A 24,635-nucleotide genomic window follows, 5' to 3' on the forward strand; every position below is an offset into this window, starting at 1 on the left:
TCTTAGTCATAATATTTAGAATAATTATAACGGAAGATTTCTATTCTTGAATACAATCACACTTACCATAAACAATAAAAATGTTGAAATGAACAGTGAACAACCGATCAAGAACGCGTCCGATTCATTGTTGATCAACTTAATCGGGTCATACCATTTAAAGATTGAAACATTCAACATCCATTCTGTTTTATCACTTAGTTTACCGGCCATGTTTAGCATATAAAATAAAAGTGTAATTCCAGCTGAAATCCCGAGCGCTTTTTTCTCATCATTACTTACTGAAGAGATAAAAAAACAATAACCGGCAATCGATGAGAATATCAGATAGGTTATTACATTCAATTTAATAAAAGAAGCAATGTCTAATTGATAGCCTTGAATTAGCCATTCACTTGCAGCAATACCACTAATGGTTGTAAAACCTACGATCAAAGCAAGTCCTGTAAGCAAGACTGCCGCCTGGGTAATAGCCACCCTAGCTCTTGAATTTGGGGTTGCGAGCATGTATGCCATAGAACCTTGATCGACCAGTCGCGCCATCACTCGAGTTGAAGTTAGAATCACAAAGACCATCAATATTATTAAAAACAGCATGCCATAAAATTCACCGGCTACATAATCTGACAGCGAATTTATTCCGTTCTCCATACCGATCAGCTTCTGCATGCCTTCTGGCAAAGCAGCGATCATATCGTTAAAGCCTTTCATATCAGCAATAGAGGGATAGATCCAAATGATCAATACAATATAAGCTGCCGCACCGTATATGAACCCGCCGATCAGCTTTCCGTGACTTTTCATCATCGCTAGATATAAAGGGATGTTCATTTCGCCACTTCCCTTCTGTCGTAATAATGCATAAAAATATCTTCTAAATCCTGTGGACGTGTATCGATATGTTGAACCTCACAACCGCTTAACAACTGAACAAATTCCTGATCATTTCCTTGAACGGTAACATGAACGGTTCTTTCGCCTTTTACTTCTGTATCAAGAGCGGAATGAAGAATGGTTTCCATGTCATTTTCAGACTTAACCTTTACTTCGAAAACACGTCTTTGAACCGTCCGTAACAAATGCATATCTTCTAACGCTACTAGCTTTCCGTCTTTTATGATCCCTGCCGAATCACACGTTCGCTCGATCTCTTGAAAACTATGTGATGACATAAGTATCGTTTTGTTCTTTTGTTTTTCTTCCAAGATAAGATCGATAAACACACGTTGCATGAGTGGATCTAGCCCAGATGTAGGTTCATCTAAAATTAGAACTTGAGGCTCATGCATAAACGCTGCTATAATTCCTACTTTTTGTTTCATCCCTTTAGACATCTTCCTTATAGGTGCTTTTACATCTAACTGAAATCTTTCAATCAGTTCGTCTCTTCGGATTGTAGAGGTTTGCTTTCGCAACTTTTGTATGAGTGACAAAAAACCAAGCCCTGTCATTCCTTCTAAAAAAACAATCTCTCCAGGCAGGTATCCTGTTTGTTCTTGAATGCGTGCAGCGTTGTTCCAACAATCCATCCCATCAATCGAAGAATGTCCACTATCTGGTTTCATAAACCCCATCAAGTGACGAATTGTTGTTGATTTGCCCGCTCCATTTGGACCAATATATCCAAACACCTCGCCTTTTCTCACTTCAAAGTTCAGATTAAACAAACCTTTTCCTTCTGCAAATCTCTTTGACAGTCCATTTACAACAATCATAGTCACACCCACCTTTTTGAAATATCTAACTTATTATATTTCAAAATAATCATAAACCTTCACAACTTTTTAAGCAAGACTTTTTGAAATATGCGAATTGTTATTTTTCAAAATATGTTTTATCCTAGTAAAGAGGTGAAGAAATTTGAACGGATACGAACGTCGTAAGGAACAGAAGAAAAAAGTTATTAAACAAGCCGCTTTCTCCCTTTTTCAAAAACAAGGCATTAGAGAAATAAAAATAGAAGATCTCGCAAAACACGCTGGTGTTTCTCAAGTAACCATTTATAATCATTTTGGCAGCAAGGAAGCTTTGTTTCGTGAAGTAATCAAAGAATTTGTAGCAGAAGAATACGAATACCATAAGAATCTGTTTGAAAAGGACATCTCCTTTAAAGAAAAAATGACTACAAGCATTCTTCGAAAGACAAATAACCTACATATCATTCATCCAGAAGTCATTCAGGAGATGATGCTAAACGATGAAGAATTAAAATCGCACTTAGCTGAATTTCAATCTAAGTATGCGATTCCTTTAATTGTCGACCTGATTATAAATGCTCAAAAAGATGGTGAGATCAATCCTGATCTTTCTTTAGAATCCATAATGGTATACATCCAGCTTTTCAATAACGATATGCTCATCTCAATGATCACTGGTGAGAATGGAAAAAAACTCGCAACAGATATTTTTCAAATGTTTTTCTATGGACTTTCACTGCCAACAGATTCTAATTAGTTTCTTTAGGGAATGATGAGTTAGAAAGAATGGTAATAAAAATATTTCAATTCTTTAAATTTGTAAATTTCATGTGTACGAATGATAAAAAGATAGGTTAACCTTGTTAATCTTTTGTAAATTATTGATTACAATTCAATCTTTTTCGACAAAAACTCTTATTTTTTTGTATAATGTGTTGGGTGGTTAAAAAATAGAAAAAAATAACCACTATAAAAACGTAAAAGAAAAAGGATAAAAGACATTTCTTTTGGAGGGTACTATGTTTACAAAGAAAAAGGATAAGTTCATGGTCATGCTAACGGATATTGCTAGCAACTTGAAAGAATCTACTGGTTATTTCCACGATTTTAAAATCAATAACGAAAATGATCTTCGCGAATTTGCGGACCACTTAAAAGAACTAGAATCTAAAGGTGATTCTTATGTTCATACCGTTATCATGGAACTGAACAAAGTATTTATTACACCCATTGAAAGAGAAGACATCTTATCACTTGCGATGAGCATGGATGATATTTTAGATGGTATCGAACAGTCTTCTGCGTTGTTTGATATTTATGCAATCACAAACCCTGATCAATACATGGTTAAATTTGTAGAATACATTAAACTAAGTGCTGATGAAATACTTCTAACAGTCAACTTACTATCAGAGAAGAAACTTCTTGATATGCGTGAACATGCTATCAAAATTAAAGATTACGAATCAAAATGTGACGATCTTTACCGTGAAGCACAGCGTGAGTTATTCTCTACACAAACAGATCCGATCAAAGTTATTAAATATAAAGAAATGTACGAAGTGCTTGAAGGCATTGCCGACAGCTGCCAGAACGTTGCAAATACATTAGAATCTATCATCATGAAAAACGCGTAACGGGTGGCTGGTATGGATACAGTATTACTCATTACCATTCTTGTTGTAATTGGTGCGCTTGCATTTGATTTTATCAATGGATTCCATGATACTGCGAATGCTATTGCAACATCCGTTTCAACAAAAGCGTTAACACCAAGAAGAGCAATTATTTTAGCTGCTGTCATGAACTTTGTCGGAGCCATGACATTCACTGGTGTTGCTAAAACGATTACAAAAGATATTGTTGACCCATTTACTCTTCCTAACGGGTCAGTTGTAATTCTTGCTGCTCTTGTTGCGGCAATCGCTTGGAACTTGATTACTTGGTATTACGGAATTCCGAGTTCATCTTCACATGCGATCATCGGTTCTATCGCTGGTGCTGCGATTGCAGCTGCTGGTTTTGAAGCACTGCACTATTCTGGTTTTTTAAAAATTATTTATGGCTTACTTCTTTCTCCGATTCTAGCATTTATCGTTGGTTTTATATTTTATAATGTTATTAAGATGATATTTAAAAATACGAATCTTACGAAAACAAATAACGGTTTTCGTAAAGTACAGGTAGCTACTGCTGCTCTTCAAGCATACTCACACGGTACGAATGATGCGCAAAAAGCTATGGGTATCATCACGATGGCATTAATTGCGAACGGCTATACAGATAGCACAGACATTCAGCTTTGGGTACAGGTTTCCTGTGCAGTTGCAATGGGGCTTGGTACTTCTGTAGGTGGCTGGAAAATCATTAAAACGGTTGGCGGAAAGATCATGAAGATACGTCCTGTTAACGGAGTATCTGCTGATTTAACGGGAGCTTCTGTTATCTTTGGAGCATCTTTCTTAGGTATTCCCGTTAGTACAACGCACGTTATCACTTCTTCTATCCTAGGAGTTGGTGCGTCTCACCGATTAAAAGGTGTCAAATGGGGAACGGCTAAGACGATGATCATCACTTGGTTCATCACACTTCCGATATCTGCAACATTAGCAGCACTTTCTTATTTCGTATTAAACTTAATTTTTTAATTTTATAAGCCTTCCTATGTGAGTGGAAGGCTTTTTTTATTTGACTTTTACTCTTAGCCAGTGATTAGGTTGAGTTAACGAAACTGGAAGCTTTGTTTCAGCATCCCCTTTTGCTGAATTCACCTGAGCTTGTGTTAAAAATATACTTCCTCTTAAGTCTGCACCACTTAAATCAGCATCACGTAAATCTGCACCTATTAGGTCTACTTTCCTTAAGTCCGCGTTTTTTAAGTTTGCTGCTATGAGAAGAGCACCTCGTAAATTTGCACCACGCAAATCTGCTTTTTGAAGTTTAGCCCCTATTAGATCACTAGGTTTACGTTTAATTAGGTATTTCTTATGAATGTATTCTGCCCTTACTAATTCGCTCGTCCTAATCAGTAGCTCGTTTATCTTCATACGGATGTCTGATACATTCATCTGTTTGATCTCTGATGCTGAGCGTTGAGTTAGCTCTTCTATTTCACCTATAGCCATTTCTAATTCATGAAGGATAGGTTTTGTTTCGTTGAGGTTCACTGCCTCCGTTAGGTAATACATTATTTCTTGAAGTTGTTGCATGATTGGAAAAACATCAAACATCTCTTTCGCTAGCTCTGGATTTGTCTCCCAATCCAGTCCTGAAAAAGTGTTCTGTGAGACTTTTTGTCCCGCTCCAAAGCATTCATATACTGTACACCCTTTAAAACCTTTATCTCTTAAATGCTCATGAATACCACAGCGAAAATCGTCTTGTAAGTTCCTACAAGGAGTGCCACCATCTTTATCTAAAGGAAAATCTGCAGATCTTGCGTAAGGTAGCGCCACACAGCACAGACCAAAGCAACGACCACAGTCAGCTTGTAAAGAAGAATTCATTTGTTCACTTCCTTTTATGAACTACATTTAATTCTTGCTAAGTTAAGAGTAACATTTACAAAATGATTTGAGATGTCTAACTTCTCATTACTTCATAAAAAAATCTCTAACTCAACATAGGATGAGTTAGAGATGAAAATAGTTTATGCGCCTTTTGGTTCTGTTAACGAACTCTTTTTAATCAGCCAGTTCTTACCTTCCACTAAACGCGCCGTCATCATACTTGCAACGTTATCACCAGTAGCGTTCAGTAATGTAGCTGGCGGATCAATGATTGCAGAAATCGCAGCGATAATCGGTAGTGCTTCAGGAGGAAAACCGAACAGAGATAGGATCAGCATCTCCGCTATCAATCCACCTTGAGGAATCGCACCCATTACCATACCGACTAGTAAAGCAACTCCACCAACTAAAAGATACGTGTTGATGCCTGAGAAATCCATACCAAATATTCCAAAAAGGAAGGTGATCTTTAATACCCCTCCGATAACAGATCCATCTTTATGCAGTGTTGCACCAAGAGGTACCGTTGTTTCACTAATATCATCAGGTACTCCCATTTTCTTAGTAGCTTCTAAGTTAACTGGAATACTAGCTGCAGAACTGCAGGTTGCTAAACTTGTCACAGATGGTGAGAGCATATTTTTCCAAAAAACACGGATGCCTAGCTTACCATGAGCCATAAACGCGTAAAGCGTAAAGAAACCAAAGAAATACAGGATAGAGAACGGATAGTAGAATAAGACTGCTTTAAAATATGAACCGAGCAGCGTTGGTCCAAATTCACCAACAAGTGCTGCAAAATATGCCCCTAAACCAATGGGTGCATAATACATCACATATTTCACCATTTGTAGTGTAACTTCACTTCCCGCCGAAAGGAAGTTGGCGAGCGGCTTTGCTTTTTCTCCTACTTTTGAAGTTGCAAGGCCTAACAATACAGAAAAAAGGATAAGTGCTAACATATTGGCACGACTTAAGAGGTCTACAAAATCTGGCACAGTAACTGTACTTACTAACTGATCACCAATCGATACCTCTTCACCCGTCGAATCAGGCTTCACTAAGTCGATCTTCACACCTTCTGAAGGAGGAAAGATTTTTATCCCTGCCATACTGATAATAGCTGCAACCGTTCCAGTGAATAAAAAGACGATCATCATAGAGCTGATGATTTTACCGAAACGCTTTGTACCAGCCATGCTTGCTACACTCGATGAGATTGAAAAGAACACGAGTGGAACAACAATCATGAACATAACGTTTAAAAACAGATCGCCGAACGGTTTAAGGACTGCAGCGTCCTTTCCCATCGTAGAACCGATGATACTTCCCGCAATAATCGCGAGCAGCAATATGATCGGTGAGCGATATGCTTTCCAAGTGTTTTTCATAAACTTACTCCCCTTAAATAGATTCATAATCACTCTATCTATTTTATACGGAAAAAATATTTTTCATAGAGGTGAAGTAAAAATAGTACTATTTTCTAGAATGTGTTTCTGCTGAAAAATGCTTTTTAATATGGAATAGTTCTTTTTGAATAGCAAAACCAATTTTTTTATAAAGATGGATAGCAAGTTTGTTTTCATTATTGACGCATAAATCAATATGCTTCAAATGCGGATTACTGAGCATCCATGTGACGGCATACGTTAAAAGCTGTACGCCGATTCCTTTTCCTCTATGCTTTTCATCTACAGCGAAAAATTCGATAGAACCTTCACCAAACTGCAGTTGTATCTCCACATAGATATAACCAACCACTTCATCTTCAGTCTTATATACAAATACTTTATGAAACTCGTTTATTCGTTCAATGATCTGTTGTGAGTTGTAATAGGTCGAATGAAAGTGGCTGTCATGCAGATATTTGAAATCACTTATATCATGTTCTGTGAGTTCTTTTATATTCATTCCTGAGTGGTTGGTTGTTAATAATTTCTTACTGATTGATAAAACGGTGTGTTTACTTTCTTGGTCTATAAAATCATTATTTATTAGGAACTCTCTTAAATTTGTATTTTCTGTAGAAATAAAGAAATGAACAGCTTTGATCGTGTGAGGAATGAGTTGAAGTAAAAACTCCCAAAGCTGTGTGTTCATTTGCTCGTTTTCACTATTTCGGATAAAAGGTCCCCATATTTCTATGTTTTCACTTTCCAGGTCTGCATCGAATCCGATAACTCCTACTAGCCGGTCATTCTCATACGCCAATGCGAAGGATTCATGAAAAGGCACATCTGATAGGTCTTCATTTAGTGAATGAAGAATTTCATGCTCGTCTTCACCACAGTAGCCACAATGTTTAGAGGTGATTCTGTTTTCGTGTGCGATGAAAGATGCTATTTCTTTCGCTTTTGAAGAATCTGCTTTTACTATCGTAATCACGGTATTCCTCCTAAGAATTTTTTCTATTGAACAAGTTTAACATATTGTTCCATTTCAAAAATAAAAAAGACTTCTTTATAGAAGCCTTTTCCTCATCCATTTTTGATCCATTGATCGATTGCAGTGTTGGATTTATTTGCTTTGATGAAACCCGAAATAATATCAATGATGGAAAAAACCGCCACCACTGTTGCTATTGTTGATACCAACCAAAATGTAGGAACATTGGGAACTGTATTATTAAATTTATCTGTAAAAGCCACATTGTAAAGGGTTTTATCAGTTAGCATAAAACAAAGTAACCCTACCGAAAAGAAATGATAGATTAAATTTAATGAAGCTAGAAGATTTGTCCATCTTCCAATAAAGAATTTATAAAACGCCATACCTACCTCAATGAGAATAAGCAGGACGATAAAAGGAGCATACGAGAACAAGACATCATCATTAAATAGTGGTGCTTTGAGCTTAAGTCCTTCTAATCCTTTTCCAGTTTGTTCATACCAGCCGAACATTTCTGAAGCGTTAAATAATAGCGTTGCCCATAATACTGTCCAAAACAAACTAAAGAAAACTTCCGCTTTAGGTATTTGTCTTTTCTTCACTACTTTTTTAAGTTGATACAAATCTGACGGAGACCAAGCCTTCTTTTTATTATATAAATCGCCATTTGAAATTCCTGCTCGTTCTATGACAATAAAGACAATCGTCACCCAGAAAAAAACTTGGAACAAAACATTCAAACTAGTTAAAAGCATCTTCAAACACAGTTGACCGATAAAAGCCATTAAAGTAAAAAGAGACTTATCACCCTCAAACGTGATCATGCCGTTTACAAAAAGCGTAAGACTGCTGATTACCACAGAAATAATAGCTGCTACGATTAATACATTAATATAACTTTCATAAAACAAAGGACCTATTAGATAACGCGGCTTATTATTGTATTCGCTTGCGAGTTTAACTGGATCTCCAAGCTTCATTAGAACCTTTTCAACATCGTTGTCTGTATGATGATTTGGAAGCATATCTTCAATGGTAGACCTTAACTCCAACGCGATGTCATCCCTTATTTTTTCGGGAAGTCTTTGTGTCACTTCACTGATATACGTTTCAATCAAATTCATTTGGAATTCCTCCTTATAACATCGAATTTAATTGCATGGACGTTTTTTGCCATTCTTCTTTCAGTTGTCTGAACACTTCTTGACCAAACTCGCTCAGAAGATAATATTTCCGTGGTCGATTCTCTGTTGTATCCCATTCACTCGTAAGCAGTTCTTGCTTTTCGAGCCTTCGCAGTAACGGATACAAGGTGCTTTGATCAATAGATACGTTGTTCTCTTCTAACCGCTGCGCGAGTGAATACCCATATTGCGGGGTTTGGAGCTGGCTTAAGACTGCTAAAGTTAACGTTCCTCTTCGCAGTTCTGTCTTTAGAGAGAAAATTAATTCGCTCATGCAATCACCTCGATTATATTATAGTGTATGTCGTACAGTAATGTAAAGTTCGTAATATAGTTATATTTGTTATATTTTAAATAAAGGAAAGGGGTCAGACCCCGGGTCTGACCCCTTTCTTTTAATAAGCTTTTGCCCAGTAGACGAGGTGTTTGGCTTCTTGGTCACAGCAAACGCACTTTTCTGAGAGCTTTTCTTGCTCAAATGGTATACACCTTGATGTGGCACCTGTTTCATCTTTAATGAAATTCTCACAAGCCTCATCCCCACACCACATCGCTTTAATAAATCCGCCTTTTTCAGTTAGTTCATTTTTGAATGCATCAAATGTAGTGACTGTCGTTGTTTGATGTTCTCGATGAGCCTTTGCCTTTAGAAACAAGTTATTTTGAATATCACTTAGTGTACTTTGGATGTGTATATCTAAATCTTTTAGTGAAACTGTTTCTTTTTCCCCTGTATCACGACGAACTAATATTACTTGCCCCTGTTCGATATCTCGTGGCCCAACCTCAAGACGAAGAGGAACTCCCTTCATCTCATACTCATTAAATTTCCACCCTGGCTTTTTATCACTAGCATCAATTCTTGTACGAATAGTGCGTGATAGCTTTTCTTTTAAATCATATGCAAAATCGAGAACACCTTCTTTGTGTTGAGCAATCGGAACGATCATAAGTTGAGTTGGCGCTATCTTTGGAGGGACGACCAGCCCACGGTCATCGCCATGAACCATGATCATCGCACCAATAATACGAGTCGTAAAACCCCATGATGTCTGCTGAACAGTCTGTAGTTTCCCTTCTCTGTTCGTGAACTCGATACCGAAAGCTTTGGCGAATCCATCTCCTAAATGATGAGAAGTCCCAGACTGCAACGCTTTCCCGTCATGCATAAGACTCTCAATCGTATAGGTATATTTTGCACCAGCAAATTTTTCTAATTCCGTTTTCTTACCCTTAACGACCGGTATTGCAAGATATTCTTCACAGAGATCAGCGTACACGTTAAGCATACGAACCGTTTCCTCATGAGCGTCTTCATCTGTTTCATGGCACGTATGTCCTTCCTGCCAGAGGAACTCAAGAGTACGAAGAAAAGGTCTAGTAGTCTTTTCCCATCTCACAACGTTCGACCACTGGTTATATAGCTTAGGAAGATCGCGATGCGAATGAATGATGTTTTTAAAATGCTCGGCAAAAAGAACTTCAGATGTAGGGCGAACACAAAGTCGTTCTGTCAGCTTTTCTTCTCCACCATGTGTTACCCATGCAACTTCAGGTGCAAATCCTTCAATATGGTCTTTCTCTTTTTGAAGCAGACTTTCTGGAATAAAAAGTGGCATATATACATTTTCATGCCCTGTAGCTTTAATTTGTTTATCAAGTTCCTTTTGAATGTTCTCCCATATTGCATAGCCGTATGGCCGTAGAATCATGGATCCTCGAACACTTGAATAATCGATAAGTTCTGCTTTTGTAACAACGTCTGTATACCATTGTGCAAAATCGTCTTGCATACTCGTTACATTTTTTACAAATTCCTTTGTCATTGGTTGCACTCCTCACGATTAGAAAATAAAAAAAGCCACACTTCTCATTAGGGACCAATTCCTTGGCGGTACCACCCTAATTCAAAGCATAGCTTTACACTCTTTCATGATAACGGTATTTAACCGCTGAATATCTTATGGAATAAGATACAGAACTCAGAGGCAGGTTCAATCGTATGTCAGTAGAAGCTTTGCAGCCAAACAGCTTCCTCTCTAGAAAGACAGAATCGATTTACTAATCCTCTTCTTCGTTTTCTACTTCATATGTTTTTGAAATTATATGTGATATTGGGATGAACTGTCAAATCTTTTTTATTGATATGGTTTAATAGGTTAACCTAATAAACAGAAAACCTGTATCCCTTAAAAAGGGATATAGGTTTTCTCAATACTATGAGACTAGAATGTAATGCTAAGGAGTGTCCACCCAACAAATACAAATTTAGTGAATTTGTATTTGTCGGGGGTCAGACCCCTAGACCCACCACATCTCGGCTGGCTGCTCTGCGATAAGGATCGACTGCAGGTTCTTCACCGCACGGTTGAACCCTTCATCGATCGACATGATCGGATCTTCATGCTCGATGCTTACTACATAGTCATAACCATACGTACGAAGTGCACTCATCATATCGGACCAATCTTGAACAGAGTGTCCGCAGCCTACTGAACGGAAGCTCCACGCTCGGTTTTGAACTGCTCCGTATGGCTGCATATCCGTTAAACCGTACATGTTAATGTTATCTTGATCTAAATATGTGTCTTTTGCATGGAAGTGGTGGATAGCTCCAGCTTTTCCAAGGATCTTGATTGCTGCCACAGGATCGATGCCTTGCCACCAAAGATGGGATGGATCAAGGTTCGCACCGATTGCGTCACATGTTTCTTCACGAAGCTTAAGCAATGTATATGGAGTATGCACTAGGAAACCACCGTGAAGTTCTAAACCAATCTTCACTCCATGCTCTTTTGCAAATTGTCCCCACGTGCGCCAATATGGAATCAATTTCTCTTCCCATTGCCATTTCAACACATCGCTGTATTCGTTCGGCCAAGGTGAAACCGGCCAGTTCGGATATTTCGCACTCTCAGAATCACCTGGAACACCTGAGAAACAGTTTACAACCGGTACATTCATCAATTCAGCAAGCTCAACTGTTTTTACAAAAGTATCATGTGATTCTTTTGCAAAGACCTCGTCTGGTGATAACGGATTACCATGACAACTGAACGCTGAAATCGTCAAACCGCGTTTCTCTACTTCATGAAGATATTGCGAACGCTTCTCTTCACTCTGAAGTAATTCATCAAGCGGACAGTGAGCGTTTCCTGGATAGTTACCCGTTCCAATCTCTACCGCTTGAACGCCTGCTTCTTTCACATAGTCAAGCATGTCTGTAAATGATTTTTGTGAAAACAAAACCGTAAAGACACCTAATTTCATGCTATTTCACTCCTTTTTCAATTCCTAGTTGAATGCCTTTTCCCATGAGACTGCTGGCATAGATCGCTTCGATCACTCGTGAAGTGTTCATGGCTTCCTCAGCTCTTACAAGAGGTTCTGCTTTTCCTAAACAGCTGTCCACAAAGTTTTCAGCTTGAGGAAGGCCAGGATCGTCTTCTCCTAGAATCCAATCTGCTTTTGTTGTCGTCATCATACCGTTTACTGCTTTGTTCACCGCAAAAGGAAATACATCTAGTCCGCCTTTGTCACCAGAAATTCGAAGCAGTTCTGCATCGTCTGGAATATTTGCCGCCCAGGATGTTTCGAACAGGATTGTTCCCCCATTTGCAAGACGAATATATGCCGTTACGTGGTCGTCAACTTCAAATGTTTCTGCATCAAACGAACCCCATTGGTTTACTTGTTCAGCTTCACGGCTGACGGTGTTATACGTTTGACCAGATACTTCACTCACAACCGGGTTATCTAGAAGCCAAAGTGTCAGATCTAGCAGATGACAGCCATAATCGATCAAACTGCCGCCACCTTGAAGTTCTTTATTTGTAAAAACGCCCCAACCTGGAACTTTTCTTCTTCTAAGCGCTTGTACACGAACCACAAGAGGATTACCAACTTCACCTGATTCCATAATTCGTTTTGCAGCTTGAGACTCTTTCATGTATCGATAGTGATAAGCGATAGATAATACTTTTCCAGATCGCTTCTCTGCTTCAACCATATCAACACATTCTTCAACGGTCATCGCCATTGGTTTCTCACATAGAACATGTTTTCCAGCATCTAGTGCTGCAACTGTGATCTCTCTATGAAACTTGTTAGGCGTACAGATCACAACAGCATCTACATGCGGCCACATCTCAACATAACTCGTAAAATAGTTCGGTACGTGAAATTTTTCTGCAACATTTTTCGCAATATCCACGTTTACATCACTAATCGCAGTAACTTCTGCTTTTTCACCTAAACTTTGAAAAGCGGGGATATGACGGCCTTGTGCGATACCGCCTGCCCCGATAATTCCAACTCTTAGTTTCATGCGTGAACTCCTGTTTTAACTTTTTCAATCGTTTTCTTCTCGTTTGATTCTAACGCCGCTAAAATAACTGCTAATGAGCGTTTTCCTTCTTCACCTGTGATTAGTGGAGCTTGACCTCCTTCAATCGCATCGATAAAGTGATCTACCACGTGTGAGTTAGACTGATTATCATTCGTTTGGATCGCACCCATCTCATAGCGTACAACATTTCCATTCGTATATTGCGCGACTAAAGAATATTTCGGATCATCTTCTAATCGAAGGATACCTTTCTCACCATAAATGATAGTAGAGTTATCTTCTTTTGCTGTGTAAGACCAGCTAGCCGCCAATGTTCCGATGATCCCGCTCTCTGTTTTCAACACACAAACAGCTGTATCATCAACTGATGCAAACTCTTTTGCGCTCGTCTCAACAAAAGCACCCACTTCAGCTATTTCTTCTCCTAGAATGTATCGGATCAAGTCTGTTTTATGCACACCAAGGTCACCCATAGCGCCGATAAACGCTTCATCCTTTTTAAAGAACCAGCTATTCGCACCATCTACACTCCAGCCTTCAGGTCCTGGGTGTCCAAATGCTGTTCGGAAGCTATAAATTTTCCCAATCTCTCCAGAAGCGATTAGCTCACGCGCTTTTTGGTGAGCTGGAACAAAGCGCTGATTATGGCCGATCATTAATGTCTTTCCGCTCTTTTCTGCTGCTGAGATCATTTCCTCTGCTTCTTGAAGTGAAGTAGCCATCGGTTTTTCACATAACACATGCTTTCCTGCATGAAGTGCTGCAATAGAGATGGGTGCATGAAGAAAGTTAGGTGTGCACACACTCACTGCCTCAACTTCTTCAAGAGCAAGAAGTTCATTATAATCAGTAAAGACCTTACCTCCATAAACCGCTTGCGTGGATTCAGCACGTTCTTTTACAATGTCACAAACTGCAACGATCTCTACGTCCCCATTCGCCGCATATTCTGGCAGATGGCGATGTTGTGCGATACTACCGCAACCGATAATTCCAACTTTAATTGTCATAGAAATTTCCTCCTTATAAGTGGGTGTTTTATATTACTTTTTATTTTGCTCCGATCTCTTCAAGCGGTTTAGCATTTCCGTACTTTGGAGCTTCACTGCCTGTGGGAGCTAAGAATGATATTGCATTCGTGATCACTTTTTGCACATCTTCGTTATAATACGTTGGATACGTTTCGTGTCCCGGACGGAAATAGAACACTTTTCCTTTTCCACGATTGTAAGCAGCTCCTGATCGGAACACTTCGCCTCCTTCAAACCAGCTAACAAAAACAAGATCATCTGGAGCAGGAATATCAAAATGCTCTCCATACATCTCTTCTTTTTCAAGCTCGATGAATTCACCAAGACCGTTTGCTACCGGGTGACTCGGATTAACGATCCAGATGCGTTCTTTCTCATCAGCTTCGCGCCACTTAAGGTCACAAGATGTTCCCATCAGTTTTTTAAATATTTTGGAGAAATGACCTGAGTGAAGAACGAGTAGACCCATTCCATCAAGGACGCGTTGATAGACTTTATTAACGATCTCATCTTCTACTTCATCATGAGCTAAGTGCCCCCACCAAACTAACACATCGGTGTTATTTAAAACTTCTTCTGTTAAGCCATGCTGAGCTTCATCAAGTGTAGCAGTGTTCACATCATGTCCTGCTTTTTCAAGAAATTCTTGAATAGCACCATGAATTCCTTTAGGATAAATTTCTTTGACAACAGGATTTTTCTGCTCATGGCGGTTTTCATTCCAAACTGTTACTTTAATCATTAATAACTTCCTCCTATATATGCGTAAGCGTTTTACGTAAACGTTTACGTATTTCTTAAATAAAAATGAAGCTTTCGTTTAATCCGTTTTTTATTTGTCATGTAAATTACTGACTGATTGCCTTTCTACGATCGAAAAAGGCATATAACGGCTTATCGCTTCTTGTTGTTCACCTTTAATCAAACTCACTAGAATTTCGCATGAGGTCTGTCCCATGTCTTTTAACGGCTGAGAAACGGTCGTTAATGGAGGGTAACACATCTCAGCAATCTTCAGATTATCATACCCGATAATTGATAGTTCTTCTGGCACCCTTATACCCAACTGATGCGCAGCAGACATTGCTCCGATGGCCATCTCATCACTTGCTGCGAATAGTGCAGTCATCTCAGGAAGCTCTTTTAGCAGAAGTGGCAATGATTCTTTTCCGTTTTGAAAACGATAACCTTCGTTTTTTGTAATATTTTTCTTAGTAAACATAAGACCATTACTTTCTAGAGCTTTTTGAAATCCTTGCATCCTTGGTACTCCCGCAATTGGATCTGCTTCGCTGCCACCAATCATACCTATCTTTTTATGCCCTTTTCGGATTAAATACTCAGTCGCTTGAAATGCTCCATCAAAATCATTAACTCGAACAAATGGCAGATCGTATTTGGATGACGCGGTAGATACAAGAACAACTGGTACCTTCATCTCTTGAAAGATGTTGTAGTATTCTTCCTTTACATCTTCAGAAGCAAAGATGATGCCATCAACTCGTTTTTCCTGCAGAAGCCTCAAGTACTTCACGGTTCTCTTCCCACTCGAAGTCGTGTTGCAGACGATTACACTGAATCCTCCGTCGTGAGCCGCATTCTCTACACCTTCTAACACTTCTGATGAAAGCATTCCGGAAACATCCGGAAAAAGGACCCCGATCGTCTGCGTCCGCTTGTTGATGAGTCCGCGTGCGATCGCGTTAGGCTGATAACCGAGTGCTTCGATAGATTGCTGCACTTTTTTCTTTGTTTCCTCCGAATAACCCGGCAACCCGTTTACAATCCGAGATACTGTAGCAATTGAAACGTTTGCATGTTTGGCCACATCTTTTATTGTCGGATTCAAAACATCTCCCTGCTTTCTTGTTACGTAAACGTTTACATTTACACTTACAATCTATCAGCGGGCTTAGAAAATGTCAATTATTTTATTATCAAAAAAAGATTACGAATCAATAAAAAGGGAAAAGACTACTAATATGAAATGGAGGTCAGATTTAATGTGGTATCAGCACTCTTTCTTCAAATACGCCGCAGGCTCAGTTTTACTATTAATGATTCTGTATTTTCTAGGGAAAATTGATTATCTGCTCGACTTCCTCTATCTCGTAATATCTAGCGTTTTCTTTCCTTTGTTTATCGCTGGGTTGCTTTATTATTTGCTCAGACCTGTCATACGTTTTTTAATGGAGAAAAAAGTGCCTAAGTTTGTAGCAATTATGGTCGTGATGCTCGGATTGATTGTAGCTGTTTCTGGAATTGCCACGCTAGCCATCCCCGTTGTAGCAGATCAGCTTTCAACTATCACCGACGATTTCCCAAAAAAGATTGGTGAAGCAACTGAAAAAACAGGTTCAATGATCACGGGAAGCAAAAAATCATTTGTCGATAGCACTCACATAGCAAAACTAGCCACACAACGGCTTGAAAAGTTTACAAGTACGGTCTCAAAAGATGTTATTGCACTTTTAGCCACGTTAACGAACATCGCTTTAGTTTTGTTAGTGGTCCCTTTTATCCTTTTTTATTTGTTGCTTGACGATAAGAAATTTTTTAACTACTTTTTAAGATTTACTCCTCATCATATGGAGCATGAAGTTGCTTCGATTTTACGAGATATTGATTCTACCTTGTCTTCATATATTAAAGGCCAAATTCTTGTGGCTTGGTTTGTAGGTATTTTTATGTTCGCGGGTTATCTATTGATCGGATTAAAATTCGCTTTAGTACTTGCTCTTTTTGCTGTTCTAACAAATGTGATTCCTTTTTTAGGACCGTTTATCGGGGTGTTTCCTGCTCTTTTAGTAGGTTTGATTCAAGACCCGTTTATGGCGGTAAAAGTGGCAATCGTAACGCTCGTTGTGCAACAAGTAGAAGGTAATATCTTGTCACCTCAAATTATGGGTAAACAGCTTCGTATCCATCCGCTCACCATCATTCTAGTCGTACTCATGGCTGGTGCAGCTTTTGGTTTTATCGGTCTACTTTTAGCCATCCCTACTTATGCCGTCTTAAAGACGATCATTAGCAACGTATATCGTATCTACTTGCTCTATAACCCACCAGAGTCAAGAAGTAATCTACTCTGAAAGGAGAAACGTGCACATCGTGAAACAGCCTTTTGTAAAAGAACTAACATTTAAAGATAAAATGAAAACGTATTTTGAATCGTATCGCCCTTGGGTCCACCGTACTGCGCGTATCGGTTATCTTTCAAAAGGAATCGTGTACATTATCATCGGCATCCTGGCGCTAATCATGTCAATAGGCAAACACCCGAATGAAGCGAGTTCAAACGGCGCACTCTTTACAATCGCCCAACAGCCTTTTGGTCCTGCACTTTTAATCATCCTTTCTATAGGCTTGAGTGCGTTTGCTTTTTGGCAAATCGTTAAAGCCCTATTCGACCCTGAATGTGTCAATCACGATTGGAAAAGATGGTTTAATAGATTAGGTTATTTATTTATTGCAGGAATCTACATTGCAATGTGTATAAGCTCTTTACGCATTCTATTTCGTGCACGTGCAAAGTCTTCTGATGAGACCTATCAAACTCTTTCCGCACAGATACTCTCACAGCCCTTCGGTCAGCTATTGGTCGCAATCGGCGGTATTATTTTTGCGATTACAGGCATCGTCTTCATGTTCCGAGCGTTCACACACCGCTTTAAGCGCGATTTAAAGAAAAATGAAATGAACAAAAAAGAGTGGCGTTGGAGCGGATATATTGGAACGTTCGGAATGGCTGCACGCGGAATTGTCTTTATGATTATTGCTTTCTTTTTAGTTCGGACGGCGATACTTGCTGATCCAAAAGAGACACGCGGATTAGATGGTGCTCTCTTAGAGCTTGCATCACAGCCATTTGGTCCTATTCTTCTCGCCATCGTATCGTTAGGCTTTATGGCCTATGGAATTTTCATGTTCGCAAGTGCTCGATATAGACGATTAAACAACTGAACAAAGCCCCCTGTCTCTGTAGAGACAGGGGGCTTTGTTCTTCTGGAGAAGACAAAATTAAGTTAAATGTCTTTGTTAGGGGTCTGACCCGGGTCAGACCCCATTAGACCATTTCTCAAGAGTCTTATCTGTAGGAAGCATGACGGTTAGCAAGCCTACTAACGGTAAGAAGCTGATCAAAAACATCGTGTTTGAGATGCTGGTAACGTCAGCGATCTTACCAAGCACTACTGATCCAAGTGCTCCCATCCCAAACGCTAGACCAACGATCAAACCTGATACCATACCGATTCTGCCTGGTACTAGTTCTTGTGCATAAACGACAGTCACCGAAAAACTCGTGTTCAAGATGAAACCGATAAAGAAGAACAAAGGAATAACCGCCCATAACCCTACGTGAGGAAGAAGTAACGCGAGCGGTGCTGTTCCGACCATCGACCAAAAGATCATGTTTCGTTTTCCTAATCGGTCTGCGATCGGCCCTCCAAAAAAAGTTCCAAGTACGCCTGAAATCATAAAAACAAATAAATAGATCTGTGCTTGTCTAATAGTAAGACCATAATCATCGATCAAATAAAATTGATAATAGTTTCCGATTCCAGAGAAGTACCAAGAACGTGCAAATACTAAAAAGACGAGCAGTGCCATCGCTCCAATAACCTGTTTTTTTCGTTTCTTATCGATCTTCTTTTTCTCACCGGTTTGCTTTTGAACACGTGGAAAATGAACAAGCTGTTTGGCATACCAGCCTGAAACATAAAACAATACGAAGATTGCGATAGCTGCGAGCGAAGTAAACCATACAGCTCCGAACTGTCCAAGCGGCACGAAGACGAGCGCCGTCATAACAGGGGCGAGTGAGCTCCCTGTATTCCCTCCAACTTGATAGATGGATTGTGCTAGCCCTCGACGATTCCCGGCTGCCATATAAGCAACTCTAGACCCTTCAGGATGAAAGACAGCAGAACCTAACCCAATACCAATAACTGAGATGATAATCGTATAAAAGGAATCCGCAAATGCTATTCCTAACATACCTATTAAACTTGCCATCATTCCAACTGGCAGAATATAAGGTGAGGTCGTTCTATCCGTATACCATCCGATCGCTGGCTGCATGATGGAAGATGTGATGTTTAAAGTAAAAGCAATCCATCCAAGCTGAGTAAAAGAAAGATGCATTGATTCCTCTAAGATCGGAAAGATGGCTGGTATAACAGCCTGCATGGAATCGTTTAATAAATGTACAAAACTTATGGCAAAAAGAATGGAATAGATCGTTTTATGCTGTGTAGAATTTGAATCCATCGACTTGCCTGTTGGAGATGACATGCTTCATTCCTTCTTTCATATATCTTTTAATACTCATACTCTTTTACATTATGTAACTTACATTAGATTACCATATTCAGCTTATTCAAAACGAAATGGTATTCATTTGAAGTTCAAAATGAAGCAAACACCCATGTAGAAAACCTTAAAATAACATGGGAAATAAATTGTTTGGGGACTGACCCCATAAGAAAGCCAGCCGTTCACGGCTGGCTTCTTTTTTTATCTTTTCTAGCGTTTATTTTGTTAGATCTTCTCGATCACTTTATCAATGATCCCGTATTTTAATGCTTCTTCTGCAGACATGAAATAATCACGGTCTGTGTCTTTTTCCACTTTCTCAATCGGTTGACCAGATCGATCAGAGATAATCTTATTCAACAGCTCGCGAGTTTGTAAGATGCGTTTCGCGTGAATCGCCATATCTGAAGCCTGCCCTTGTGTGCCACCTAAGGGCTGGTGGATCATCACTTCCGCGTTCGGAAGCGCATAACGTTTGCCTTTTGCTCCTGCTACCATCAGAACAGCTCCCATTGACGCCGCCATGCCGATACAGATTGTTGAAACATCAGGTTTAATGAATTGCATCGTGTCATAGATCGCTAGGCCCGCTGTAACAGAACCCCCTGGTGAGTTGATGTAGATGGAGATATCTTTCTCAGGATCTTCAGCTGCTAGAAAGAGCAATTGAGCAACGATGGAGTTTGCCACGTTATCATCGATCGCACTCCCTAACATAATGATTCGATCTTTTAACAACCGTGAGTAAATATCGTAAGACCGCTCTCCACGATTTGTAGATTCTACTACCATTGGAATTAAATTCATCTGTTTTCCTCCTAGTTAGGCTGCGATTGCCATCGGGTTTGTATTCGTTTTTGGTGAAACATGTATTTTTCCAAATCCAGATGTAATAAAAATAATTTTAGCGGGTTCCTGTACCGTTTCTGCTTCTGTAACCTGTACTTCTGTTTTCATAGGAATGATGTTTGCATCATCACTTGCTGCTTCGCGATTGATTGGGATAACCGTACTTTTATTCTCCTTATTCACGTTGTGCCGCCTCCTTCAGGTTTTGGATACATCGCCATTGAAACGTGATACATTTCCGCATTCTCTTCGTTCGGTCTGTGGTGTTTTTGGATGAGAGTGGTGAGCATATCAGCATATTCCTGCAAAAACGCATTGCGGTGTTCAATGTCGGAAAGTGCTAGTTCCATTTCCATCACTGCACTTGGTATCTCTTCATCCTCCGACTGCTCCATTAAGGAAATAGCATCTCGTTTGATCTTCTCAGTGAGTGATAACACATGTGCAAGAGCGGTTTGATCTTGGAGTTTCTTAATCGTGTCAGAAGAGAGACCTAGCGAATCTGACAATAAAAAAGAACGGCCGGCACTTACGTATAGAACTTCTACAAGGTTTCTTACATTCCTTGTGCCTGCACGTACCACAAGGCCAACTTTTTCCAATGCTTTAAGATGATAATTAATTCTTTGAGCGGAATCGTTCATTCTCTTTGATAGCTCTGTCGCAGAACGCGGCTCTTTTAACAAACTTATGAGCTCAGACCTTACAGGATGCAAAAGCGCAGCTGCTTGCTCTGGTTCTGTGACAATAAACGTCTCTGGCATGCTTTGATTCCTCTTCACTCTCATCACCTCACTTTTATTATATGTTCTAACGTAAAAATATAACTTTACGTAAAATTATTTTATTACGTTACTCATCATTTTGTCAAAGATTTGAAAAAATATACGCGTCAGCCTAAAGGAAGAGACAAAAAAACAGACTGACTTCTCTTCCCCTTCAGCCTGTTTCTTGGGATAACTCCTTTTATAAACGTGCCTATTTCAAGAATGAAAGACCGTGACCATACCTGCGATTAACCATGACAGTAGGTTTTTGGACAAATCCCCTTCACTAGCGCTTCTCTTTTTGATTTTGAATGGTATGAAAGAGATTAATAGAAGCTGATTTAGGATTACTTGCACCACTGATTGCAGAGATAACAGCAACGCCGTCAGCACCTGCTTCAATGACCTTATCCGCGTTTTCATGTGTGATCCCGCCGATCCCAACAAGTGGGACGTTTATATGATTGCTACGAAGTTCTGTAACTAATTCAACTCCTACAGGGATCTTCGCATCAGATTTTGTACTCGTTTGATAGATCGGTCCCGCACCAATATAATCTGCCCCATGTACGATGGCGTCCTCAGCCTCAGCAAGAGTATGAGCTGAAACACCTAGAAGTTTTCCCTCTGTCTCACGTCGTATAATATCTAGCTTTCCGTCTGTTTGGCCAACATGAAGACCATCTGCATCAACCGCTTTCATCAACTCTAGATCGTCATTCACGATAAAAAGGACATTATGTTCTTGGCATACTTTCTTTATGCGTTTTGCCATTTCTAGCTGCTTCTGACCTGTTAAACAGTTAATTCCTTTTTCCCGAAACTGAAAGGCAGTAATTCCGCCTTCGATGGCTTGCAAAAGTATACGATAAAAATCTTCTGGTGAACTGCAGTTCATCGTTCCAGCTACAAAATAAAGTGAAAGGTCTTGTTGTAATCGTGTTTTCACTTGTGCTCTCATCGATTCGCTCCTTTCTTCAACTCGTGATCTTGCCAGTGGATAGATCCATGAAATATTTCATGAGTAGTTTCTAGACAATAAAGCCTGTCAAGAAGATTTTGTTGAAAGCTTCCTGGTCCTAGAGCAGTTTTAACAGCTTCTTCAGCCGCTTTAGTCAGCATTAATACAGCTAATGCTGTTCTTTCTAAGATCGGGGGGGTTACTGTTTCCTTTGTGACTTCTTGTTTCTGATTCGCTTGATAAAGAGCTACCATTGAGGTAGCAAAGCATCCTGTTCCTGTGACATAGGAAAGCATCGAATCTCCATGAGAAAGCACGATAGCTTTTTCTCCGTCGGATATAACATCCTTTCTACCCGTCATGGCGATAAGACAGCCAGTTTGCTTGGCTGCAGCCGCTGCAAGCTTGATTAAATCATCTTCAGAAGTCGTCAAATCACCATCCACACCTTTTCCTTCCCATGCCCCTTCAGCCAGAAACTGCATTTCAGCTGCGTTCCCGCAAATTGTCAGAATTGTTCGGGGTCTGACCCCTTTTAATTCTGAATATTCAAACAAAAGATCCTTTACGAGCTTCTGCCTGAATGATGATAGTCCTACTCCTACTGGATCGAGTACAACAGGTACCTCAGCAAGCATTGCTTTACGAAGTGCCAGTATCATAGATTTAGCTGACGCTTCATCTATTGTTCCGATGTTTAATACTAAAGCATCCGCTGCACCTACAGCTTCTTCCACTTCATTTGCGTCATGCACCATCATTGGACTTCCACCTGCAGAGAGTATCCCATTGGCAAGAAAGTTCATGGTAACGTTATTCGTTATATGATGAATGAGGGGCTTTTCTTCTTTAATCTGTGAAACGAATTTTTTCCATTCTTGTATTCTAGTATTGTTCATGTGCAATCCTCCTATAAGCAAAATGATTGACCGGTCCATGACCTGAACCAACATCAATTCCATGTTCAATAGCGGTCTGTATATATTTTTTTGCATTCACTATCGCACTCTCTGCTTTTTTCCCGTATGCAAGCTCTGCTGCCACTGCTGCTGAAAACGTACAGCCTGTTCCGTGTGTATTTTTCGTTTGAATCCGCTTCTCTACAAGTTCAAACATCTCGATGCCGTTAAAGACAAGATCAGATACAAGTTCACCGTTGCCAAAGTGTCCGCCTTTTACTACAACATGATCAGCACCTAAATCAAACAAAATTCTTGCCGCTTCTTCTCTAGCCTCAGCACAGTTTATTGTTATACCTGTTAGTGCTTCTGCTTCAGGAATGTTTGGCGTGACGATTTTCGCAAGCGGCAGCATACATGTTTTCATAGCATAGAGTGCTTCTTCTCCTAGCAACGTCGCCCCACCTTTTGCGATCATAACAGGATCGACCACTACGTTTTTCCATGCAAATTTATTTATTATATATGCCGTTCGCTCAATATACTCACCTGAAAACAGCATTCCAGTCTTTATCGCATCAGGAGTCAAGTCAGTACCTATTGACTCTAACTGAGCCTCTAAGCCCTCTACTGAAACTGGAAATACCCCTTGGACTCCCGTCGTATTCTGTGCAGTAACTGCAGTAAGGACTGACATACCGTACACGCCAAATTCCTGAAACGTCTTTAGATCAGCCTGAATGCCTGCACCACCGCCACTATCTGATCCTGCGATCGTAAGAGCTTTACTCACCTTTATCAATTGTCCCAAATTCATCTACCTCCTAATTGCTTATGCAAAAAAAGCCACCCGCTGATTAGCGGGTGGCTTTAAATTTCATGAGAGAAACTGTATTTATCCACACCGCTTCCCTCCGCCAGTATGAACTGGATCAGGTTCAAAGGGTCGAAGGTACAACCTTCTCTCAGCTTAAAATAAGCACCCCTAGCGAGAATGACAATATTGAGTTAACACAATCCTACTTATACATAAACAACAATGTCAATATTTTTTCAGGTTGCGTGTTTCAAAAAGTTTAACCACCTTTAATTACGGGGAAATAATAACTAACACACTATTACAACATAAAAAACATAGAATCAAAACATTTGTAACAAAAGAAATGTGAACAGAAATAAAAATGTAACACGATTAACATTTTTCCCAAAAGGTGGTGAAAAAATAGCACTTTAGATACAATGTAAAAATTTTTTCAGAATTTTCAAATAAAATGGTTGTCATTAGGCATCTTGCTCAGTATACTAGTAGAAACCTAGAAACATAAAAGGTTAATTGGATAGGGAGATAATTTTAAGGAGGGAAACAGGATGAAAGACAAAAACACTTCTTTTAACAAGAACCAAAATGAGATGGTGCAGTACAAACAACAAAAAAGAGACCCATTTGCCTTCAGCCTTATTGCCCAAATGGTATTAGATGAGGCCCTTCACAATTATTACAAAGCGTATTATGAGAGAGAAATTGACATTGCCTTGGATACAAAAGATAAAGAACGTTTTATGAAATTAAGCGCAGAGTACAAAGCGTTTCTCAGTTAGTGCTTTTAGGCGGCACCCCCCTAAAAAGGTGCCGTAAAAGCCAAAACACCCTTTCAGCAAACGGATTCATTATCCGTGCTGCAG

At 39.6% G+C, this 24,635-nt stretch carries 26 protein-coding genes, 1 riboswitch and 1 other annotated feature; of the genes, 6 read left to right on the forward strand and 20 right to left on the reverse strand.

All coding sequences use genetic code 11. The features are described from left to right. Positions 1 to 24 precede the first annotated feature (24 nt). Together P4V41_RS06010 and P4V41_RS06015 are read right to left on the reverse strand one after the other, a co-directional pair. A complete protein-coding gene (locus P4V41_RS06010) occupies positions 25 to 831 on the reverse strand; it encodes an ABC transporter permease subunit (protein WP_328083895.1) in 807 nt (268 codons plus the stop codon). Continuing rightward, the gene (locus tag P4V41_RS06015) at positions 828 to 1,715 is read right to left on the reverse strand and encodes an ABC transporter ATP-binding protein (protein ID WP_328083897.1); all 888 of its coding nucleotides are present in this window, start codon (positions 1,713 to 1,715) and stop codon (positions 828 to 830) included. The genes P4V41_RS06010 and P4V41_RS06015 overlap by 4 nt, the downstream gene beginning before the upstream one ends. 145 nt (positions 1,716 to 1,860) lie before the next feature. Here P4V41_RS06015 and P4V41_RS06020 point away from each other — a divergent pair, with 145 nt between their 5' ends. The 3 genes from P4V41_RS06020 to P4V41_RS06030 all read left to right on the forward strand — a co-directional run bounded on the left by P4V41_RS06020 (position 1,861) and on the right by P4V41_RS06030 (position 4,345). Continuing rightward, on the forward strand, positions 1,861 to 2,454 hold the full coding sequence (locus P4V41_RS06020) for a TetR/AcrR family transcriptional regulator (protein WP_328083898.1): 594 nt from the start codon (positions 1,861 to 1,863) through the stop codon (positions 2,452 to 2,454). Positions 2,455 to 2,716: 262 nt separating this feature from the next. Further along, positions 2,717 to 3,334, forward strand: coding sequence for a DUF47 domain-containing protein (locus P4V41_RS06025; protein WP_328083899.1), 618 nt, complete (start codon positions 2,717 to 2,719; stop codon positions 3,332 to 3,334). 12 nt (positions 3,335 to 3,346) lie between these two features. Further along, positions 3,347 to 4,345 (forward strand): anion permease, encoded by a 999-nt coding sequence (locus P4V41_RS06030; protein ID WP_328083900.1) that lies wholly within the window; start codon positions 3,347 to 3,349, stop codon positions 4,343 to 4,345. 36 nt (positions 4,346 to 4,381) lie between these two features. Here P4V41_RS06030 and P4V41_RS06035 read toward each other — a convergent pair whose 3' ends face one another. From P4V41_RS06035 to P4V41_RS06085, 11 genes are all read right to left on the reverse strand, one after another. Then, entirely contained in the window at positions 4,382 to 5,203 is an 822-nt protein-coding gene (locus tag P4V41_RS06035) for a pentapeptide repeat-containing protein (RefSeq protein ID WP_328083901.1), read from the reverse strand. 143 nt (positions 5,204 to 5,346) lie between these two features. Next, the gene (locus tag P4V41_RS06040) at positions 5,347 to 6,597 is read right to left on the reverse strand and encodes a dicarboxylate/amino acid:cation symporter (protein ID WP_328083902.1); all 1,251 of its coding nucleotides are present in this window, start codon (positions 6,595 to 6,597) and stop codon (positions 5,347 to 5,349) included. An 88-nt stretch (positions 6,598 to 6,685) separates the two neighbouring features. Continuing rightward, complete coding sequence (locus tag P4V41_RS06045; protein ID WP_328083903.1) at positions 6,686 to 7,594, reverse strand: GNAT family N-acetyltransferase; 909 nt, start codon at positions 7,592 to 7,594, stop codon at positions 6,686 to 6,688. Between the two features lie 92 nt (positions 7,595 to 7,686). After that, a complete protein-coding gene (locus P4V41_RS06050; protein WP_328083904.1) occupies positions 7,687 to 8,721 on the reverse strand; it encodes an HAAS signaling domain-containing protein in 1,035 nt (344 codons plus the stop codon). 13 nt (positions 8,722 to 8,734) lie between these two features. Next, on the reverse strand, positions 8,735 to 9,055 hold the full coding sequence (locus tag P4V41_RS06055) for a PadR family transcriptional regulator (RefSeq protein ID WP_191752745.1): 321 nt from the start codon (positions 9,053 to 9,055) through the stop codon (positions 8,735 to 8,737). 121 nt (positions 9,056 to 9,176) lie between these two features. Then, entirely contained in the window at positions 9,177 to 10,607 is a 1,431-nt protein-coding gene (gene proS, locus P4V41_RS06060) for a proline--tRNA ligase (protein ID WP_328083906.1), read from the reverse strand. A gap of 46 nt (positions 10,608 to 10,653) precedes the next feature. Continuing rightward, positions 10,654 to 10,865: a binding site (T-box leader), on the reverse strand. Positions 10,866 to 11,082: 217 nt separating this feature from the next. Beyond that, complete coding sequence (locus P4V41_RS06065) at positions 11,083 to 12,051, reverse strand: sugar phosphate isomerase/epimerase (protein ID WP_328083908.1); 969 nt, start codon at positions 12,049 to 12,051, stop codon at positions 11,083 to 11,085. A 1-nt stretch (position 12,052) separates the two neighbouring features. After that, complete coding sequence (locus P4V41_RS06070) at positions 12,053 to 13,108, reverse strand: Gfo/Idh/MocA family oxidoreductase (protein WP_328083909.1); 1,056 nt, start codon at positions 13,106 to 13,108, stop codon at positions 12,053 to 12,055. After that, a complete protein-coding gene (locus P4V41_RS06075; protein ID WP_328083910.1) occupies positions 13,105 to 14,139 on the reverse strand; it encodes a Gfo/Idh/MocA family oxidoreductase in 1,035 nt (344 codons plus the stop codon). Before P4V41_RS06075 ends, P4V41_RS06070 begins: the two co-directional genes overlap by 4 nt. A 40-nt stretch (positions 14,140 to 14,179) precedes the next feature. Next, a complete protein-coding gene (locus P4V41_RS06080; protein ID WP_328083911.1) occupies positions 14,180 to 14,902 on the reverse strand; it encodes a ThuA domain-containing protein in 723 nt (240 codons plus the stop codon). A gap of 90 nt (positions 14,903 to 14,992) precedes the next feature. Further along, positions 14,993 to 16,009, reverse strand: a complete 1,017-nt coding sequence (locus P4V41_RS06085) for a LacI family DNA-binding transcriptional regulator (RefSeq protein ID WP_328083912.1) — start codon at positions 16,007 to 16,009, stop codon at positions 14,993 to 14,995. Between the two features lie 154 nt (positions 16,010 to 16,163). Between P4V41_RS06085 and P4V41_RS06090 the strand changes: the two genes are divergently transcribed. Together P4V41_RS06090 and P4V41_RS06095 are read left to right on the forward strand one after the other, a co-directional pair. Next, positions 16,164 to 17,252, forward strand: coding sequence for an AI-2E family transporter (locus P4V41_RS06090; RefSeq protein ID WP_328083913.1), 1,089 nt, complete (start codon positions 16,164 to 16,166; stop codon positions 17,250 to 17,252). Positions 17,253 to 17,271: 19 nt separating this feature from the next. After that, the gene (locus P4V41_RS06095) at positions 17,272 to 18,123 is read left to right on the forward strand and encodes a DUF1206 domain-containing protein (RefSeq protein ID WP_328083914.1); all 852 of its coding nucleotides are present in this window, start codon (positions 17,272 to 17,274) and stop codon (positions 18,121 to 18,123) included. Positions 18,124 to 18,216: 93 nt separating this feature from the next. Here the strand turns inward: P4V41_RS06095 and P4V41_RS06100 are convergent, their stop codons facing one another. The 7 genes from P4V41_RS06100 to thiD form a co-directional block, all read right to left on the reverse strand. After that, positions 18,217 to 19,455: an MFS transporter gene (locus P4V41_RS06100; RefSeq protein WP_419181286.1), complete on the reverse strand. Its 1,239-nt coding sequence runs from the start codon at positions 19,453 to 19,455 to the stop codon at positions 18,217 to 18,219. A 246-nt stretch (positions 19,456 to 19,701) separates the two neighbouring features. Beyond that, the gene (gene clpP / locus P4V41_RS06105; protein WP_066236931.1) at positions 19,702 to 20,283 is read right to left on the reverse strand and encodes an ATP-dependent Clp endopeptidase proteolytic subunit ClpP; all 582 of its coding nucleotides are present in this window, start codon (positions 20,281 to 20,283) and stop codon (positions 19,702 to 19,704) included. A gap of 15 nt (positions 20,284 to 20,298) precedes the next feature. Then, positions 20,299 to 20,508, reverse strand: coding sequence for a hypothetical protein (locus P4V41_RS06110; protein ID WP_328083915.1), 210 nt, complete (start codon positions 20,506 to 20,508; stop codon positions 20,299 to 20,301). Beyond that, on the reverse strand, positions 20,505 to 21,089 hold the full coding sequence (locus tag P4V41_RS06115) for a helix-turn-helix domain-containing protein (protein ID WP_328083916.1): 585 nt from the start codon (positions 21,087 to 21,089) through the stop codon (positions 20,505 to 20,507). Before P4V41_RS06115 ends, P4V41_RS06110 begins: the two co-directional genes overlap by 4 nt. Before the next feature lie 289 nt (positions 21,090 to 21,378). Then, positions 21,379 to 22,053 carry a thiamine phosphate synthase gene (gene thiE / locus P4V41_RS06120; protein ID WP_328083917.1) on the reverse strand — a complete coding sequence of 225 codons (675 nt, stop codon included), beginning with the start codon at positions 22,051 to 22,053 and terminating at the stop codon, positions 21,379 to 21,381. Beyond that, a complete protein-coding gene (gene thiM / locus P4V41_RS06125) occupies positions 22,050 to 22,952 on the reverse strand; it encodes a hydroxyethylthiazole kinase (protein ID WP_328083918.1) in 903 nt (300 codons plus the stop codon). The genes thiE and thiM overlap by 4 nt, the downstream gene beginning before the upstream one ends. Continuing rightward, positions 22,939 to 23,751, reverse strand: coding sequence for a bifunctional hydroxymethylpyrimidine kinase/phosphomethylpyrimidine kinase (thiD, locus tag P4V41_RS06130; RefSeq protein ID WP_328084039.1), 813 nt, complete (start codon positions 23,749 to 23,751; stop codon positions 22,939 to 22,941). Before thiD ends, thiM begins: the two co-directional genes overlap by 14 nt. A gap of 93 nt (positions 23,752 to 23,844) precedes the next feature. Next, positions 23,845 to 23,949, reverse strand: a riboswitch (TPP riboswitch). Between the two features lie 371 nt (positions 23,950 to 24,320). On the opposite strand from thiD, the gene P4V41_RS06135 reads away from it, so the two are divergent. Continuing rightward, positions 24,321 to 24,551: an IDEAL domain-containing protein gene (locus P4V41_RS06135; RefSeq protein WP_231618116.1), complete on the forward strand. Its 231-nt coding sequence runs from the start codon at positions 24,321 to 24,323 to the stop codon at positions 24,549 to 24,551. The last annotated feature ends 84 nt before the right edge of the window (positions 24,552 to 24,635 follow it).

It is taken from the genome of Fictibacillus nanhaiensis (assembly GCF_036213205.1).
Lineage (GTDB): Bacteria > Bacillota > Bacilli > Bacillales > Fictibacillaceae > Fictibacillus > Fictibacillus nanhaiensis_E.

Excerpts from the sequence above, each read along its gene's own strand:
- P4V41_RS06080 (WP_328083911.1), bottom strand. The coding sequence starts at position 14,902 with ATGATTAAAGTAACAGTTTGGAATGAAAACCGCCATGAGCAGAAAAAT.
- P4V41_RS06090 (WP_328083913.1), top strand. The coding sequence starts at position 16,164 with ATGTGGTATCAGCACTCTTTCTTCAAATACGCCGCAGGCTCAGTTTTA.
- P4V41_RS06010 (WP_328083895.1), bottom strand. The coding sequence starts at position 831 with ATGAACATCCCTTTATATCTAGCGATGATGAAAAGTCACGGAAAGCTG.
- P4V41_RS06135 (WP_231618116.1), top strand. The coding sequence starts at position 24,321 with ATGAAAGACAAAAACACTTCTTTTAACAAGAACCAAAATGAGATGGTG.
- clpP (WP_066236931.1), bottom strand. The coding sequence starts at position 20,283 with ATGAATTTAATTCCAATGGTAGTAGAATCTACAAATCGTGGAGAGCGG.
- thiM (WP_328083918.1), bottom strand. The coding sequence starts at position 22,952 with ATGAACAATACTAGAATACAAGAATGGAAAAAATTCGTTTCACAGATT.
- P4V41_RS06115 (WP_328083916.1), bottom strand. The coding sequence starts at position 21,089 with ATGCCAGAGACGTTTATTGTCACAGAACCAGAGCAAGCAGCTGCGCTT.
- thiE (WP_328083917.1), bottom strand. The coding sequence starts at position 22,053 with ATGAGAGCACAAGTGAAAACACGATTACAACAAGACCTTTCACTTTAT.
- P4V41_RS06070 (WP_328083909.1), bottom strand. The coding sequence starts at position 13,108 with ATGAAACTAAGAGTTGGAATTATCGGGGCAGGCGGTATCGCACAAGGC.
- P4V41_RS06075 (WP_328083910.1), bottom strand. The coding sequence starts at position 14,139 with ATGACAATTAAAGTTGGAATTATCGGTTGCGGTAGTATCGCACAACAT.
- P4V41_RS06050 (WP_328083904.1), bottom strand. The coding sequence starts at position 8,721 with ATGAATTTGATTGAAACGTATATCAGTGAAGTGACACAAAGACTTCCC.
- proS (WP_328083906.1), bottom strand. The coding sequence starts at position 10,607 with ATGACAAAGGAATTTGTAAAAAATGTAACGAGTATGCAAGACGATTTT.
- P4V41_RS06025 (WP_328083899.1), top strand. The coding sequence starts at position 2,717 with ATGTTTACAAAGAAAAAGGATAAGTTCATGGTCATGCTAACGGATATT.
- P4V41_RS06035 (WP_328083901.1), bottom strand. The coding sequence starts at position 5,203 with ATGAATTCTTCTTTACAAGCTGACTGTGGTCGTTGCTTTGGTCTGTGC.
- P4V41_RS06040 (WP_328083902.1), bottom strand. The coding sequence starts at position 6,597 with ATGAAAAACACTTGGAAAGCATATCGCTCACCGATCATATTGCTGCTC.
- P4V41_RS06015 (WP_328083897.1), bottom strand. The coding sequence starts at position 1,715 with ATGATTGTTGTAAATGGACTGTCAAAGAGATTTGCAGAAGGAAAAGGT.
- P4V41_RS06030 (WP_328083900.1), top strand. The coding sequence starts at position 3,347 with ATGGATACAGTATTACTCATTACCATTCTTGTTGTAATTGGTGCGCTT.
- P4V41_RS06055 (WP_191752745.1), bottom strand. The coding sequence starts at position 9,055 with ATGAGCGAATTAATTTTCTCTCTAAAGACAGAACTGCGAAGAGGAACG.
- P4V41_RS06100 (WP_419181286.1), bottom strand. The coding sequence starts at position 19,455 with ATGTCATCTCCAACAGGCAAGTCGATGGATTCAAATTCTACACAGCAT.
- P4V41_RS06065 (WP_328083908.1), bottom strand. The coding sequence starts at position 12,051 with ATGAAATTAGGTGTCTTTACGGTTTTGTTTTCACAAAAATCATTTACA.